The organism is Tateyamaria armeniaca (assembly GCF_045797845.1).
In the GTDB taxonomy this organism is placed as follows: Bacteria; Pseudomonadota; Alphaproteobacteria; order Rhodobacterales; family Rhodobacteraceae; genus Tateyamaria; species Tateyamaria armeniaca.
In genome coordinates this window covers 2,729,219-2,744,804 of sequence record NZ_JBHDIY010000002.1, presented here as the reverse complement: position 1 = coordinate 2,744,804, position 15,586 = coordinate 2,729,219, and the positions used below count along the sequence as shown (strand labels likewise).

10 protein-coding genes and 3 pseudogenes are annotated in these 15,586 nt (G+C 62.5%); 9 read left to right on the top strand and 4 right to left on the bottom strand.

What is annotated here, in order from left to right; translation table 11 throughout:
* Positions 1-150 precede the first annotated feature (150 nt).
* From ACERZ8_RS13865 to lexA, 6 genes and pseudogenes are all read left to right on the top strand, one after another.
* Complete coding sequence (locus ACERZ8_RS13865) at positions 151-732, top strand: anthranilate synthase component II (RefSeq protein WP_407592750.1); 582 nt, start codon at positions 151-153, stop codon at positions 730-732.
* Positions 729-1,748: an anthranilate phosphoribosyltransferase gene (gene trpD, locus ACERZ8_RS13860; protein WP_407592749.1), complete on the top strand. Its 1,020-nt coding sequence runs from the start codon at positions 729-731 to the stop codon at positions 1,746-1,748. Before ACERZ8_RS13865 ends, trpD begins: the two co-directional genes overlap by 4 nt.
* A 112-nt stretch (positions 1,749-1,860) precedes the next feature.
* Entirely contained in the window at positions 1,861-2,676 is an 816-nt protein-coding gene (gene trpC / locus ACERZ8_RS13855) for an indole-3-glycerol phosphate synthase TrpC (protein ID WP_407592748.1), read from the top strand.
* Complete coding sequence (moaC, locus tag ACERZ8_RS13850; protein ID WP_407592747.1) at positions 2,677-3,150, top strand: cyclic pyranopterin monophosphate synthase MoaC; 474 nt, start codon at positions 2,677-2,679, stop codon at positions 3,148-3,150.
* Positions 3,147-4,322, top strand: coding sequence for a molybdopterin molybdotransferase MoeA (locus ACERZ8_RS13845; protein WP_407592746.1), 1,176 nt, complete (start codon positions 3,147-3,149; stop codon positions 4,320-4,322). The genes moaC and ACERZ8_RS13845 overlap by 4 nt, the downstream gene beginning before the upstream one ends.
* 81 nt (positions 4,323-4,403) lie before the next feature.
* Positions 4,404-5,104: pseudogene (lexA, locus tag ACERZ8_RS13840) on the top strand (transcriptional repressor LexA).
* A gap of 654 nt (positions 5,105-5,758) precedes the next feature.
* On the opposite strand, the pseudogene ACERZ8_RS13835 reads toward lexA, so the two are convergent.
* Positions 5,759-7,111 (bottom strand): annotated as a pseudogene (locus ACERZ8_RS13835) (ComEC/Rec2 family competence protein); the annotation flags it as partial.
* Between the two features lie 210 nt (positions 7,112-7,321).
* Here ACERZ8_RS13835 and gltX point away from each other — a divergent pair.
* The 3 genes from gltX (at position 7,322) to ACERZ8_RS13820 (ending at position 12,157) form a co-directional block, all read left to right on the top strand.
* Positions 7,322-8,722: a glutamate--tRNA ligase gene (gene gltX, locus ACERZ8_RS13830; protein WP_407592745.1), complete on the top strand. Its 1,401-nt coding sequence runs from the start codon at positions 7,322-7,324 to the stop codon at positions 8,720-8,722.
* Positions 8,723-8,818: 96 nt separating this feature from the next.
* Entirely contained in the window at positions 8,819-10,114 is a 1,296-nt protein-coding gene (gene gltA, locus ACERZ8_RS13825) for a citrate synthase (protein ID WP_407592744.1), read from the top strand.
* 177 nt (positions 10,115-10,291) lie between these two features.
* Positions 10,292-12,157 (top strand): calcium-binding protein, encoded by a 1,866-nt coding sequence (locus ACERZ8_RS13820; protein ID WP_407592743.1) that lies wholly within the window; start codon positions 10,292-10,294, stop codon positions 12,155-12,157.
* Positions 12,158-12,220: 63 nt separating this feature from the next.
* Here the strand turns inward: ACERZ8_RS13820 and ACERZ8_RS13815 are convergent, their stop codons facing one another.
* From ACERZ8_RS13815 to ACERZ8_RS13805, 3 genes and pseudogenes are all read right to left on the bottom strand, one after another.
* A complete protein-coding gene (locus tag ACERZ8_RS13815; protein WP_407592742.1) occupies positions 12,221-12,997 on the bottom strand; it encodes an enoyl-CoA hydratase-related protein in 777 nt (258 codons plus the stop codon).
* A 72-nt stretch (positions 12,998-13,069) separates the two neighbouring features.
* Positions 13,070-13,525, bottom strand: a complete 456-nt coding sequence (locus tag ACERZ8_RS13810) for a cytochrome c-type biogenesis protein (RefSeq protein WP_407592741.1) — start codon at positions 13,523-13,525, stop codon at positions 13,070-13,072.
* Positions 13,522-15,484: pseudogene (locus tag ACERZ8_RS13805) on the bottom strand (heme lyase CcmF/NrfE family subunit). The gene ACERZ8_RS13810 and the pseudogene ACERZ8_RS13805 overlap by 4 nt, the downstream one beginning before the upstream one ends.
* Positions 15,485-15,586: the final 102 nt, after the last annotated feature.

Below are 15,586 nucleotides of genomic sequence, written 5' to 3'. Positions count from 1 at the left end.
CGCATGGCCCCGCTTTGCGATGTGCCGTGCCGGTCTGCTGTCCCTCGTGTCCCGGGCAGCGGCGTCCTCTTGACGCGGACGCGCGAGCCTGAGCATGTATGGCCGCGACTATAGGGGCCATTGGCCCCCCTTGGAATACGAGATTTTGCGATGCTGCTGCTGATCGACAATTACGACAGTTTTACCTACAACCTCGTGCACTACCTGGGCGAGCTTGGGACAGAGGTTGTGGTGCGCCGCAACGATGCGATCGACGTGCAAGAGGCGATGGCGATGCGCCCGGCAGGCATCCTTTTGTCGCCCGGGCCGTGCGATCCGGATCAGGCGGGCATCTGCCTTGCGCTGACGGCGGCCGCCGCCGAAACCCAAACGCCGCTGATGGGGGTGTGCCTTGGGCACCAGACCATCGGGCAGATTTTTGGCGGCAAAGTGATCCGCGCGCCCGACATTGTGCACGGCAAGATGGGGGTGATGCATCACTCCGGCACGGGCCTTTTTGCCGGATTGCCCACACCGTTCGAGGCGACGCGCTATCACTCGCTCACCGTTGAGCGCGAGAGCCTGCCAGATTGCCTTGAGATTACCGCAGAGGTCGAGGATGGCACGATCATGGGGCTCGCTCACCGCAGCCTGCCGATCCACGGGGTTCAGTTTCACCCTGAATCGATCCGTTCGGAACACGGGCACGCGCTGCTCAAGAACTTCACCGACATGATGCGGGTCCCGGCATGAGCGATGCGCTGAAACCGCTGATCAACGCCGCAGCCGATGGACCCCTGACACGGGATCAGGCCGAGGCCGCATTCCAGATCCTGTTCGAGGGCGAAGCGACCCCGTCCCAGATCGGCGGTCTGTTGATGGCCCTGCGCACGCGCGGCGAAACCGTCGACGAATTCGCCGCTGCTGCTGCCGTGATGCGGTCCAAATGCAACAAGGTGCGCGCGCCCGAGGATGCGATGGACATCGTGGGCACAGGTGGCGACGGCAAGGGCACGCTCAACATCTCGACGGCAACGGCCTTTGTGGTTGCAGGCGCAGGCGTGACGGTCGCCAAGCATGGCAACCGCAATCTCAGCTCGAAATCCGGTGCGGCAGATGCGCTGACGCAGATGGGGATCAACGTGATGGTGGGGCCGGCGGTGGTCGAAGCCTCACTTGCGGGTGCGGGTATCGGCTTCATGATGGCACCAATGCACCACCCTGCCATCGCGCATGTCATGCCGACGCGGGCCGAACTGGGCACACGCACAATCTTCAACATCCTCGGCCCGCTGACCAACCCGGCCAGCGTCAAACGGCAACTGACCGGGGCCTTCAATCGCGGGTTGATCCGCCCCATGGCCGAAACGCTGGGGCAATTGGGCACCGAAGCTGCATGGCTGGTCCACGGCTCGGACGGCACGGATGAGCTGACCATTTGCGGCATCTCGTGGGTGGCCGGGCTGGAAAACGGGATCGTCACCGAATTCGAAGTGCATCCCGAACATGCGGGCCTGCCCGTGCATCCGTTCGAGGACATCCTTGGCGGCACCCCCGAAGACAATGCGCGCGCCTTCCGCGCTCTGCTCGATGGCGCACCCGGTGCCTATCGCGACGCGGTGCTGCTGAACGCCGCCGCAGCCCTCAAGGTCGCCGGAAAAGTGGTCGATCTGTCCGACGGCGTTGTCCTCGCCAAGGAGAGTATCGACAGCGGCGCTGCCAAGGCTAAGATCAAGGCAGTAGCGGACATCACCCAGGAAGCGGCCTAGTCCCTTCTCTGATTAGGAAAATCCCGGGGGTTGTCCATTATTCGCCATTGGTTCAAGAACAATGGACGACGGGGCTAGCCCCCGGTTAACCGCTGGCCAAGAGAGCTGACAAATGACTGACACGATTTTGGACAGGATCAAGGCCTACAAGCTAAACGAAGTGGCCGCCGACAAGGCCGCCAAGCCGCTGGAGACCGTCGAGGCCGAAGCGCGCGAGGCCGATCCTGTCCGCCCCTTTGCCGCTGCCCTGCAACGGGCCAACCGAGAGGCCTATGGCCTGATCGCCGAGATCAAAAAGGCCAGCCCGTCCAAAGGGTTGATCCGCGAAGACTTTGATCCCGCCACCCTCGCCAAAGCCTATGAAGACGGCGGTGCGACCTGTCTGTCGGTGCTGACCGACACGCCCAGCTTTCAGGGCGCCAAGGATTTCTTGACCAAGGCCCGCGCCGCCTGCGATCTGCCCGCGCTGCGCAAGGATTTCATGTATGACACCTATCAGGTGGCCGAAGCACGCGCGCTCAATGCCGACTGTATCCTGATCATCATGGCCAGCGTCAGTGACGCGCAGGCGCAGGAACTGGAACAGGCCGCGACAGACTGGGGCATGGATGTGCTGATCGAAGTGCATGACGAGGCCGAGTTGGAGCGCGCCTGCGCTCTCAAAAGCCCGCTCATGGGCATCAACAACCGCAACCTTAAGACTTTTGACGTGACACTCGACACCACGCGGAAACTGTCGCGCCTCGTGCCTGCCGACAGGGTGATCGTTGCAGAAAGCGGGCTCAACACGCCCGCCGATCTCGCCGATCTTGCGATGTATGGCGCACGCACGTTCCTGATCGGCGAAAGCCTGATGCGGCAGGACGATGTCGCCGCTGCCACGCGCACGCTGCTGGCCAATCCCCTGACCTCGGGCGGGGGCATGTAGATGGCCCTCACCCATTTTGATGCCCAAGGGTCGGCCCATATGGTCGACGTGTCCGAAAAGGACGTGACGGACCGTATCGCGGTGGCCGAGGCTTGGGTGAAGATGCGGCCTGAAACCCTTGAAATCATTACCAAAGGGCGCGCCAAGAAAGGTGATGTCATCGGTGTGGCACGCCTGGCCGGCATCATGGGGGCCAAGCGCACCTCCGACCTGATCCCCCTATGTCATCCGCTGCCCATCACCAAGGTGGCGCTTGATCTGGAACCCGACGCCACCCTGCCCGGTCTGCGCATCACCGCAACGGTCAAGACCACCGGCCAGACCGGCGTCGAGATGGAGGCGCTGACCGCCGCCTCGACTGCCGCGCTGACGGTCTATGACATGGCCAAGGCCGTGGATAAAGGCATGGAAATCGGCGGCCTCCGCGTCGTTCTGAAAGACGGTGGCAAGTCCGGCCGGTACGAGGCGCCATGATCACCGTCGCGCAGGCGCTCGATCATCTGTTCGCGCTCGCTGATCTGCTGCCTGTCGAAACCGTTCCGCTGCGCGCGGCATCGGGCCGCGTGCTGGCAGCGCCGGTCACCGCACGGCGCACGCAACCTCCCTTCGCGGCCTCGTCGATGGATGGATATGCGCTCAAAAGCGTCGAGGCCGATCTGCACGCACAGTTCAAAGTCGTGGGCGAGTCCGCCGCCGGGCACCGCTGGGACGGCACGCTGCGGGCTGGTCAGGCGGTGCGCATCTTCACCGGAGCGCCCATTCCCGAAGGTGCCGACAAGGTGGTGATCCAGGAGGATGTCACGCGCACCGGCGACATGATTTCCATCACCGACGATCCCGGCCCCAAGGACAACATCCGCCCCGCTGGTGTCGATTTCTCCGAAGGCACGCAGCTTGATGCGCCCCGCCGCCTGTCGCCCGGGGATATCGCCCTGGTTGCGGCGATGAACATCGCCGACGTCCCGGTGCGGCGCGCCCCTGTCGTGGCCCTGATCTCGACCGGAGACGAACTGGTCGTGCCGGGCGAAGAACCGGGGCCAGACCAGATCATCGCCTCCAACACCTACGGGCTGGCGGCCATGCTGGAACGGGTCGGGGCTGCTCCGCACATCCTGCCCATAGCGCGCGACACCGAAGCGTCGTTGCACACGGTTTTCGGCCTTGCCCACAGTGCCGATCTGATCGTGACCATCGGCGGTGCCTCGGTTGGCGATCATGACCTTGTGGGTCGGGTGGCCGCCAATCTCGGGATGGACCAGTCTTTTTACAAAGTCGCGATGCGCCCTGGAAAACCGCTGATGGCGGGGCGGTTGAATGGCGTGCCCATGGTCGGCCTGCCCGGCAATCCGGTGTCCGCGATGGTGTGCGGGGCGGTGTTTCTGACCCCGATGCTGAATGCGATGCTGGGACTGGGGCAAAGGCCTGCGCCGCGTGTGACGATGCCGCTGCGTGGGACACTGCCACACAACGGACCGCGAGAGCACTACATGCGCGCCTGCATCGCGGATGGCCGCGTCGCGGATGCCGGTGCGCAGGACAGCTCGCTTCTGAGCGTGCTTGCCCGCTCCAACGCGCTGATTGTCCGCCCGCCAGACGATCCCGCGCGGAGTGACGGCGATATGGTGGACGTCGTTCCGTTATCCTGAACAGTTGACACAAAACAGGAACGTCCGTAGAACAAATGCAAACCACTGCCAAATGGTGACCACAGGTTCGGAGGACAGAGCATGCTTACAAAGAAACAGCTGGATCTACTGGCGTTCATCCACAAACGGGTGCAGCGCGATGGCGTACCGCCCAGTTTTGACGAGATGAAAGAGGCGCTTGATCTGCGCTCCAAATCCGGCATCCACCGCCTGATCACGGCGCTGGAAGAACGCGGGTTCATCCGCCGCCTTGCGCACCGTGCCCGCGCCATCGAAGTGGTGAAGCTGCCCGAAAGCATGGGCGGAGCGAGCACAACCGGCTTTACCCCCGCGTGATCGACGGCGACCGCCCCGATGTACCGCCCCCACCCTCTGCGCTGAGTGTCGAGGCCGCCCATGCGGTCGAACTGCCCGTGATGGGCCGGATTGCGGCGGGTGTTCCAATCTCGGCCATTTCCGAAGTGTCCCACTCCGTGGCTGTGCCCGGCGCGATGCTGTCGGGCAAGGGCGATCACTATGCCCTTGAAGTCAAAGGCGATTCGATGATCGAAGCCGGGATCAACGACGGCGACGTCGTGGTGATCCGCGAAACTTCGGTGGCTGAAAACGGCGATATCGTCGTGGCCCTTGTCGAAGACCACGAGGCGACACTGAAACGCTACAAGCGGCGCGGCGACACCATTGCGCTGGAGGCCGCGAACCCGGCCTATGAAACCCGCGTGTTCCCGGTGGGCCATGTGAAAGTTCAGGGCAAACTGGTGGGTCTGATCCGCACCTATTGATCGTCCCGTCGATCTGATTGTTTTGTGAAAGGCGGGCTTTATGGTCCGCTTTTTGTCAGTTCCGGGCCAGTTGATCGGCGATGTCCGGCAAATCCAGCGTGACCCGCGGATAGCGCGACCAGCCCGACCACATCCGATCCCCGCCCAGATCGCGGGCGGAGACGAGCCGCGCAGTCCCCCCTCGCCCACCAGCGCCACAGCGCCTGTCGCGCGTAACTGTTTGGGTCCGAGGACCATACAGTCGCGCGGCAAGGTGGCATCGCGCTCGCCATTCATCACCACGATGTCACCCGGCCCGCAGCGCTGAAACTCGGCGATGGCGCGTTTGCCACTTATGTGGATCAGGCGAAACGGGCCGGTCTTGACGTCCGACCAGCGCGCTGCTGCGGTGTCCTGCGCGACGCCGTCGCCGTCATTCTCCAGCCAGTTGCGCGCGACAAACCCTGCCCCTTTTTCACGGCTGAGCGCGCGGCCCGCATCTGTCATCACTCCGACCAGCCCGCCCGTGTCCGCAATCAGGGCCACGGGGCGCTGCCCGTATTGCCACATCGCCAATGCCAGAGCGATGCCAGCCAGCCCCGCAAAGCGACCCCGCCCCTGCCACAGGATCACAAACAGCGCGCCAAGCGCCATGACCGGCAGCACCCAAGGGTTTGGACCGGCCACGAAGCCGCGCGCGCCATCCAGATTGGCAACGGTATCGGCCACCCACAGAATCCAGCGCAGCCCCCAGCCCATGACCCACAGGCCAATCCAATCGAGGCCCAACGGGGCCAGCACCAGCGCCAGAACCGCCGCTGGAATCACCAGAATCCCCATGAGCGGCACCGAGGCGAGGTTCGCGATCAGCCCGTAATGGGCCACCGCGTTGAAATGCGCAGCCCCGATCGGTGCTGTGGCCAACCCCGCCACGGCAGAGGAGATCACCACCGCCATCACGGGCTGTATCCATTTCGGCCCCAGAGTGATCCGCCCGTCGCGCATCCAGCCAAACACGGCCACCAGCGCTGTGGTGGCCGCAAAGGACATCTGGAATCCCGGGCCCATCAACGCCTCGGGGCGCAGGAAAAGGACGATCATCGCCGCAATCGCAACTGCGCGCAGGGAAAAGGCGCGCCGGTTGATAAGAACCGCGCACAGGGCGACGGCGACCATGATGAACGCACGCTCAGTCGCGACATTGCCCCCAGACAGGGCCAGATAGACGGACGCCGCCATGAGCGCCCCGACCGCGGCCATCTTGCGCGCCGGCCAGCGCAACGCGACATAAGGGATAAGCGCAAAGATCAGCCGCAACAGCGAAAACACGAACCCCGACAACAGGCCCATATGCAGGCCCGAGATCGCCAAAAGATGCGCCGTGTTCGAGGCGCGCAAATCCTCAAGCGCATCCTGACTGATGCCGCTGCGATCCCCTGTGGTCACAGCCGCCGCAAAGCCGCCTGTATCGCCCGGCAGCACCTCGCGCACCCGCATCGAGGCGGTCATGCGGATGCGAAAGACAGCCTGGCGCAGATCGAATTCCGCCTCGGAAATGGCCATAAGCGGCACGCGGGAATAGCCCACGCCGCCCAGTTCGGCGAACCATGCGTGGCGCTGAAAATCAAACCCGCCCGGCTCGACCGGTCCGCCCGGCGGGCTGACATGGGCGGTGGTCATGACCCGCAGCCCCGGTTCCGGCGTCACGCCAAGGGTTGCGTCCCCATGCAATGAAATGCGGACACGGTGCGGCGTTTTGGCTGGCGACACACGGTCCAGCTTGACCCGGTCAAGGGTCAGGCGAACCGCATCCGACCCGCTGCGATCCATGCCGACAATGCGCCCTTCGACCGGTCCGTAATAGCGCCAGGACAGCACCGGGCCCGCGACCGAATGCGCGCGCCACGCCGCAAGCAGAAACCCGATGGCGATCATCAGCAAGATCACCGGCACGGGCGACAGGCTTTCGTCGCTTTTCCACGCCAGCCATGCCAGCGCCACACCGCCTGCCCCCACAGCTACCAGCATCCACGCTGACGGCTCAAAGGTCAGGCCAAAAAACAGCGCAATGCCCATGGCCATGCCCACGGGCAACCAGCCAAAAAGACTGCCCCGCTGAAACAACATCGACTGCCGGAAGTGGCCCATCAGGCCCATGCTTGCCCCTGTCGCCCTTGGTGAGTATCAGGAGGCCAACGTTAGAACCGTCATGGTTAAACAAAGGTAAACATCACCCCCATGTCCCAAGCTGTCGTCACCCGTTTTGCCCCCTCGCCCACCGGCTTTCTGCACATCGGCGGCGCGCGCACGGCGCTGTTCAACTGGCTGTACGCGCGTGGGCGTAAAGGTACCTTTCTGCTGCGGATCGAGGACACCGACCGCGCCCGCTCCACGCGCGAGGCGACGCAGGCCATTCTGGACGGGCTGGCGTGGCTTGGGCTCGACTACGACGGTGAGGTGATCAGCCAGTTTGAACGCGCGGACCGCCATGCCGAAGTGGCGCACCAGCTGCTGGCCGAGGGCAAGGCCTATAAATGTTTCGCCACGCAGGACGAGATTGCAGAGTTCCGGGACGCAGCCAAAGCCGAAGGGCGTTCGACCCTTTTCCGCTCGCCATGGCGGGACGCCGATCCGTCAACGCACCCGGACGCGCCATTTGTCGTGCGTATCAAGGCGCCGCAAAGTGGTGAAACCGTGATCCGCGATCAGGTGCAGGGTGATGTCACGATCCGCAACGACCAGTTGGACGACATGGTGCTGCTGCGCGGGGACGGCACGCCGGTCTACATGCTGGCCGTTGTCGTGGATGATCACGACATGGGCGTGACCCACGTGATCCGGGGCGATGATCACCTCAACAATGCCGCGCGGCAAATGATGATCTATGACGCGATGGGATGGGACGTGCCGGTCTGGGCCCATATTCCGCTGATCCACGGCGAAGACGGCAAGAAACTGTCCAAACGGCACGGCGCGCTTGGGGCGCAGGAGTATCAGGCGATGGGGTTCCCTGCCGCCGGTATGCGCAACTATCTGACGCGGCTGGGGTGGAGCCACGGCGATGACGAGTTTTTCACCGATGCACAGGCGCGCGAGTGGTTCGACCTTGACGGAATTGGCAAAAGCCCGGCCCGGTTCGATCTGAAAAAGCTGCAAAACCTGTGCGGACAGCACATGGCGCAGGCGGATGATGCTGCATTGCAGAAAGAAATCGCCGCATATCTGGAGGCGGCGGGCCGTCCGGCGCTCACAAATGAACAATCTGCAGGCCTGTTGAAAGCCATGCCTTTCGTCAAGGAAAGATCAAAGACCTTTGACGAAATGATTGATAAAGCACACTTTATTCTGACGGATCGGCCAATTCAGCCGGACGAAAAGGCCAGCAAGGCGCTTGATACGGTATCCCGTGGTATACTGACGCAATTGACGCCGCACCTGCAAAGCGTTACTTGGGATCGTGACAGTTTGGAGGCTGTCCTGAACGACTTTGCTGCGTCGCAGGACACAAAATTCGGCAAGCTCGCTGGCCCCCTTCGGGCGGCCCTTGCAGGTCGGGCCGTAACGCCTTCGGTTTTTGACATGATGCTGGTGCTGGGACGCGATGCGACCCTGGCCCGGCTAGAGGATGCTGCCGCCTGATACGCGTATCGTTTCGTCGGCAGCCTAACGATTGGGTCGCGGCATCTGCCGGGATCCAGGCGGCTTGCGCTGCCCTGCGACGAAAGGAACGACCCGATGGCTGACACTCCGAAATCCGCGAAACTGACGATAGGCAACGACGTTTACGACCTGCCGATCCATTCGCCCACCGAGGGCCCGGATGTCCTTGATATCCGCAAGCTCTACGGTCAGGCGGGCGTCTTTACCTATGATCCCGGTTTCACCTCGACTGCGAGTTGCGACAGCACCATCACGTTCATCGACGGGGGCGAAGGCGTTTTGCTGCACCGTGGCTACCCCATCGGGCAACTGGCTGAGAAGTCGCACTATCTCGAGGTCTGCTACCTGCTTTTGTATGGAGAGTTGCCCTCTGCCAAGGCGCTGGAAGAGTTCGAGCATAACATCACCATGCACACGATGCTGCATGAGCAGATGCAGAATTTCTTCCGCGGGTTCCGGCGCGATGCGCACCCAATGGCGATCATGGTGGGCGTGGTGGGTGCGATGTCGGCTTTCTATCATGACAGCACGGATATTGCAGACGAACGCCAGCGCGAAATCGCAAGCCATCGCCTGATCGCCAAGATGCCGACCATCGCCGCGTGGGCCTACAAGTACTCCATCGGCCAGCCCTTCGTATATCCGCGCAACGATCTGGATTTTGCCTCGAACTTCCTGCGCATGTGCTTTGCGGTGCCTGCCGAAGATTACGTGGTCAACCCGATCCTGAGCCGTGCGATGGACCGCATCTTTACGCTCCACGCCGATCACGAGCAGAACGCGTCGACCTCGACCGTGCGGCTCGCCTCGTCTTCGGGTGCCAACCCGTTTGCCTGTATCGCCGCTGGCATTGCCTGCCTGTGGGGTCCGGCCCATGGTGGTGCGAACCAGGCCTGTCTTGAGATGCTCAAGGAAATCGGCACACCCGACCGCATCCCCGAATTCATCGCCCGCGCCAAGGACAAGAACGACCCGTTCCGCCTGATGGGCTTTGGCCACCGCGTCTACAAGAACTTCGACCCCCGTGCGACGGTGATGAAACAGTCCGCCGACGAAGTGCTGGAACTGCTGGGCGTGGAAAACAACCCGGTGCTGGCCGTCGCCAAGGAACTGGAGGCTGCCGCCCTCGCCGATCCGTACTTCGCCGAGAAGAAACTGTTCCCGAATGTCGACTTCTATTCCGGTGTGATCCTTGAGGCGATGGGTTTCCCGACATCCATGTTCACCCCGATCTTTGCGCTGTCGCGCACCGTGGGCTGGATTTCGCAGTGGAAGGAAATGATCGCCGATCCACAGAACAAGATCGGGCGCCCGCGTCAGTTGTATCTGGGCGAAAGCCAGCGCGACTACATCGATATCGAAAGCCGCTGAGTCGGCCCACGCCTTTGCAGGTATGGTTAACGCCCCGAGCCATCGGGGCGTTTTTTTATTCAATATTGGTGCATTCTGAACTGTGTTTCTTCTGTGGCAACAATGAGGCAGTGATGCTTGACCGCATCAGGCCAGTGCCCTCTTAATGCCTCTGGTGTTAGCTGGAGTTTGGGAATCATGGAAATAGGTATTGCGCTATTGGGCCTTCTGGGCATTGGACTTTTGATCAATATTTTTGACGACGACGACGATCCTGTTGCAGCGGCGGAGGAAGAAACGCCGCCCGGACAGGAAACGCCCTCAGAAGGCGAAACACCGATCGGGCAAGAGCCGGTTGCAGGCCTGACCCTGCCCGGAACCGAAGCTGCTGACACGCTCAATGGCGGTGACGGCAACGACACGATTACCGGTGCGGGCGGCAATGACGACCTGTTCGGTGGCGCCGGAGACGACACCATCGAAGGCGGTGCGGGCGATGATATCGCGCAAGGCAATGCCGGGTTTGATCTGATCATCGGCAACGAAGGCAATGACGCGCTGCAGGGCCGTGGCGGCGATGATACCGTCCAGGGCTTCTCTGGCGATGACTGGGTCGATGGCAATGACGGCGACGATGTGGTGCGTGGCGGTGCGGGCGATGACGTTGTCATCGGTGGCGCAGGTGCTGACCAGATTGAAGGGCGTAACGGTGACGACCTTCTGATCTCTGGCGAAGGTCCGGGATCGCCCCTGACCGATGAACAGCTTGCCGCGGCACGCGACGGCACCCCCATCGAAGAGATCATTACAGAACCATCCGATCAGGAATTCACCGATGACGGTGCGGCTGACACGCTTGACGGGGGCAACGGCGACGACGACCTGTTGTTTGGCGCAGGCGATTCCGCAACGGGTGGATCGGGCGCGGATGCCTTTGGTATTTTCGCATCACAAGTGGGCGAAGACGGCCCGGCCACAATCGAAGACTATGTAGCTGCAGACGATTCCCTGTTCCTTTACTTCCAGTCGGATGCAACACCAGCGGACGCGACCATCGAAGTTGCCGATGATGGTGACGACGCCGTGGTCAGCGTGGACGGCGAAGAAGTCGCGCGCATCATCGGTGCCGCCGGTGCCGTGGCCGCAAGCGATCTGGAAATCGTGCAGGCCGAGGCCGAAGTTGTCCCACCAGAGAACGAGCTGACCATCGATGGCACAGACGCCGGTGAAACGCTGCAGGGCAGTGTCGAGGCCGAAACCATCAATGGCCTTGGCGGTGATGACGACATCATTGCCGGTGGCGGTGACGACACCGTGAACGCAGGCGATGGTGCTGACGTGGTCCAGGGTCAGGGTGGCGCAGATGCGCTTAATGGCGATGCGGGCAACGACCTGATGCAGGGCCGTGGCGGCGGTGACAATCTGTCCGGTGGCGAAGGCAATGACTGGGTCGATGGCAACGACGCGCAGGACACCGTTGATGGTGGCGTGGGCGACGACACGGTCGTAGGTGGCCTTGGCGCGGATGTGCTGACCGGTGGCGCCGACAATGACGTGATGGTCGCAGGCGAATTGCTGGCCGATCCGCTGTCGACGACAGCGTTGGCTGCACTGCGCAGCGGTGCCACGATCAATGACGCAGTCAGCATCGAAATCGGCACTGGCGTCACGCTGGTCGATGATGGTGCGGCAGATGTGCTGGACGGCGGGGACGGTTCGGACGACCTCTACTTTGGTGCGGGCGACACGGCCACGGGCGGCTCCGGTGAGGACACGTTTGGCATCATCGTTGCAGAAGGCGCAACAGAGGCCGCAGTGATCACCGATTTTGACAGCGCCGAAGACGTGGTTGTCATCATCGATCCGACATTGGATCCCGCAGCCGCTGCCCCGGTTGTCACCGTGACGGACGATGGCGCGGATGCGCTGATCCTGCTGGACGGTGACGTTGTGGGCCGCGTGACAGACGGGGCTGGCAAGGTCAGCGCCGGTGACATCACGGTACAGGCGTCGGTAGCGACATCGGTGTTTGAACCCAACCCGGCACCAATCGCAGCCATCTGATCACCAGACGGCACGCATGAAACAAAGCGCCCCGGACCCCGGGGCGCTTTTTTCGTTGGGGCCCTAGCGCCCCTCGAACTTCGGTTTGCGCTTTTCCACAAAGGCCAGCACGCCCTCGCGGAAATCGCGGCTTTCCCCGCAATCCCCCTGTTCGGAGGCTTCCAGTGTCAGTTGGGTTTCCAGATCGTTGTTCCAGCTTGCGCGGATCACACGTTTGACCGCCCCGAACGCCTTTGTCGGACCTTGGGCAAGATGTGCTGCCCGCCCGCGCCAATGGGCGTCAAAGGCGTCATCGGCGACAGCCTCCCAGATCATGCCCCATTCATCCGCCTGACGTGCGGTGATCTTGTCCGCAAACAGGGCTGCGCCCATCGCCTTGGCCATGCCCATCGCGCGCGGCATCACATAGGTGCCCCCCGCATCCGGGATCAGCCCGATCCGGGTGAAGGCTTGCAGGAAATACGCGCTTTCGGACGCGATCACCACGTCACAGGCCAGCGCAAGGTTGGCCCCTGCCCCGGCCGCCGCGCCGTTCACCGCCGCGATTGTGGGCACCGGGCAGTCAATGATCGCATTGAGCATCGGCGTGTATTCATCGCGCAATGTGCGTTCGAGGTTGAGGTCAGCAGCATTGGCCCGATCCCCAAGGTCCTGCCCTGAACAAAACGCACGGCCCGCACCGGTCAGCACAACCACGCGCGCCGTCTTGCCCGCATGGGTGACGGCCACGTCAATCTCTGCCCGCATCTGGGTTGTCAGCGCATTCATCACATCCGGACGGTTCAGCGTGATCAGCGCCACGCCATCTTCCATCGCACATGTCAGGGTTTCGTATTTCATGCCCGTCTCTCCACATTGGGTCTGCGGACATGCATATCAAACCGATCAGTTTAGAACAGCCCCGACGCGCCGTTACTCGTCCAGAATTTCACGCAGGCGTTTGGCCTCGTCTTCGCTAAGCGCGGCATCACCCGCCACAGGGGCGCTCGATCGTCCGCGCAGATAGCCAAACCCGATGCCCGCCGCCAGCAGGAACATGAGCGGCCCCGCCAGCCAAAGCAGCCAGTTGGAGCCGGACGAACGCGGTGTCATCAGAACAAACTCGCCATAGCGTTCCACAAAGAAGTCGACGATGGCATCATCCGACTGCCCCGCCGCCACCTGTTCGCGGATCACGCGCCGTGTGTCGATGGCCCATTGCGCATTGGACGACGCCACGGATTCCGACTGGCAAACCACGCAGCGCAAGGCGTGATCAAGGCCGCGCGCGCGCGCCTCGAGCGCCGGATCGTCGAGCATTTCGCTTGGGTCAAGCGCAAGGGCCATTCCGGCCAGCGCAAACCAAAAGGCGAGGGCCAACCGTTTCATTCCGCTGGCACCGTTTTGGCGGTCTTGCGCGCGCCAACAGCCACGCGGAAACGCCGATCACTCAGCGACAGGAACCCGCCCAGTGCCATCAGCGCACAGCCGATCCAGATCCAGTTGGTCAGCGGTTTGATATAGGTGCGCACGGCCCAGCCCCCGTTGTTCTGCGCATCCCCAATCACGACGTAGACGTCGCGCGCGAGGTTATAGTCAATCGCCGCCTCGGTCGTTGGCATCTGCGCCACGGGATAAATCCGCTTTTCAGGGCGCAGTTGCGCAATCTCGCGCCCATCCTTGGCCAGTGTCAGATACCCCATAGTGAACAGGTAGTTGGGGCCTTCGCCCTCCTCCACCTTGTCCAGCGTCAGAGTGTATCCACCCACCTCGAAGGGTGCGCCGATCTGGGCAACGCGGATATCCTCGGATTGCCACGAGGTCAGGCCCGCCACCCCCAGCATGGTGATGCCAAGACCGCCATGTGCCACCGCCTTGCCCCAGTCCGACCGCGGCAGGCGCAGCAGACGGCCCGCGTTGAACTTTTGCCCGGTGCGGCTGGCCAGATCGACCATCGCGCCCATAACCAGCCAAGCGCCCAGGAAAGCACCCATGGGGCCGATCAGGCTGCGCCCGGTCTGCATAACCCAAGCCAAGCCGGCAAAGGCCAGCGCCAGCACAAACACATAGCGCAAGGGACGCATGGCCCGCGCGATCTGCCCGCGTTTCCACGGCATCATCGCACCCACCGGCAGGATAAGGCCCAAAACCACCATGAACGGCGTGAAGGCCATGTTGAAGAACGGCGGTCCCACGCTCAGTTTGCGATCAAAGAACATCTCGGCCACGAGCGGCCACATAGTGCCCACGAAGACCACGAAACAGGACACGGCCAAGAGCACGTTGTTGGCCACCAGCGCGCTTTCGCGACTGACCATACCAAAGACGCCGCGCGCCTCCATCGTACCTGCGCGTAGCGCAAACAGGATCAGCGCTCCGCCCATGAAAAAGCCCATGATCATCAGGATGAACACACCGCGTTCAGGATCATTGGCGAAAGCATGAACCGACGTCAGCAGGCCCGAACGCACGATGAATGTTCCGATCAGCGAAAAGCCAAAGGCCAGAATGGCCAGCAGGATCGTCCATGCCTTCAGGCTTTCGCGCTTTTCCACAACGATGGCCGAATGGACAAGGGCGGCGGCCAGTAGCCAAGGCATGAAGGACGCGTTTTCAACCGGGTCCCAGAACCAGAACCCGCCCCAGCCAAGTTCGTAATAGGCCCACCACGATCCCAGCGCGATGCCGATGGTCAAAAAGACCCAAGCCGCCAAAGTCCAGGGTCGCACCCACCGCCCCCACGCCGCATCCACGCGCCCCTCGATCAGGGCGGCGACGGCAAAGGAAAATGCCATGCTGAGGCCCACATATCCAAGGTAGAGAAACGGCGGATGGAAGGCCAAACCGGGGTCCTGCAACAGCGGGTTCAGGTCCTGCCCGTCAAAGGGTGGCACCGCCAGTCGGACAAACGGGTTCGAGGTGAACAGGATGAACGCCAGAAACGCAACGCCAATGGCCCCCTGCACAGCCAGTACACGCGCCCGCAGGGACGGCGGCAAGTTCGATCCGAACCACGCGGCCGTCGCACCAAACAGGGCCACGATCAGCACCCATAGCAGCATCGATCCCTCGTGGTTCCCCCATGTGCCCGAAATCTTGTAGAGCATGGGTTTGGCCGAATGACTGTTCAGCACCACAAGGCGTAGGGAAAAGTCCGACACGATAAAGGCATACATCAGCGCGGCAAAGGAAAAGGCGATCAGCAGGAACTGTGCATTTGCAGCAGGTTCCGCCATCGCCATCAGGCGCGCGTCACGCCGCCATGCCCCATACATCGGCACAAGGGCACTGGAGGATCGCAACTAGAAATGCGAGGATGAGGGCGAAGTGACCAAGCTCTGTTATCATGAGCGTGTTATAGGCCAGTCACGCGCGTCCGCCAATGCGACAAACGTGTGGGCAGGATCACAGCTTTGCCATCCTGCCCTTCCCTTATTTAAAATGCCGCAG

What these genes read in the sequence shown, in the direction of transcription:
- trpD (WP_407592749.1), top strand. Translation starts at nt 729, where the DNA reads ATGAGCGATGCGCTGAAACCGCTGATCAACGCCGCAGCCGATGGACCC.
- ACERZ8_RS13810 (WP_407592741.1), bottom strand. Translation starts at nt 13,525, where the DNA reads ATGAAACGGTTGGCCCTCGCCTTTTGGTTTGCGCTGGCCGGAATGGCC.
- ACERZ8_RS13865 (WP_407592750.1), top strand. Translation starts at nt 151, where the DNA reads ATGCTGCTGCTGATCGACAATTACGACAGTTTTACCTACAACCTCGTG.
- ACERZ8_RS13820 (WP_407592743.1), top strand. Translation starts at nt 10,292, where the DNA reads ATGGAAATAGGTATTGCGCTATTGGGCCTTCTGGGCATTGGACTTTTG.
- trpC (WP_407592748.1), top strand. Translation starts at nt 1,861, where the DNA reads ATGACTGACACGATTTTGGACAGGATCAAGGCCTACAAGCTAAACGAA.
- gltA (WP_407592744.1), top strand. Translation starts at nt 8,819, where the DNA reads ATGGCTGACACTCCGAAATCCGCGAAACTGACGATAGGCAACGACGTT.
- ACERZ8_RS13815 (WP_407592742.1), bottom strand. Translation starts at nt 12,997, where the DNA reads ATGAAATACGAAACCCTGACATGTGCGATGGAAGATGGCGTGGCGCTG.
- gltX (WP_407592745.1), top strand. Translation starts at nt 7,322, where the DNA reads ATGTCCCAAGCTGTCGTCACCCGTTTTGCCCCCTCGCCCACCGGCTTT.
- ACERZ8_RS13845 (WP_407592746.1), top strand. Translation starts at nt 3,147, where the DNA reads ATGATCACCGTCGCGCAGGCGCTCGATCATCTGTTCGCGCTCGCTGAT.
- moaC (WP_407592747.1), top strand. Translation starts at nt 2,677, where the DNA reads ATGGCCCTCACCCATTTTGATGCCCAAGGGTCGGCCCATATGGTCGAC.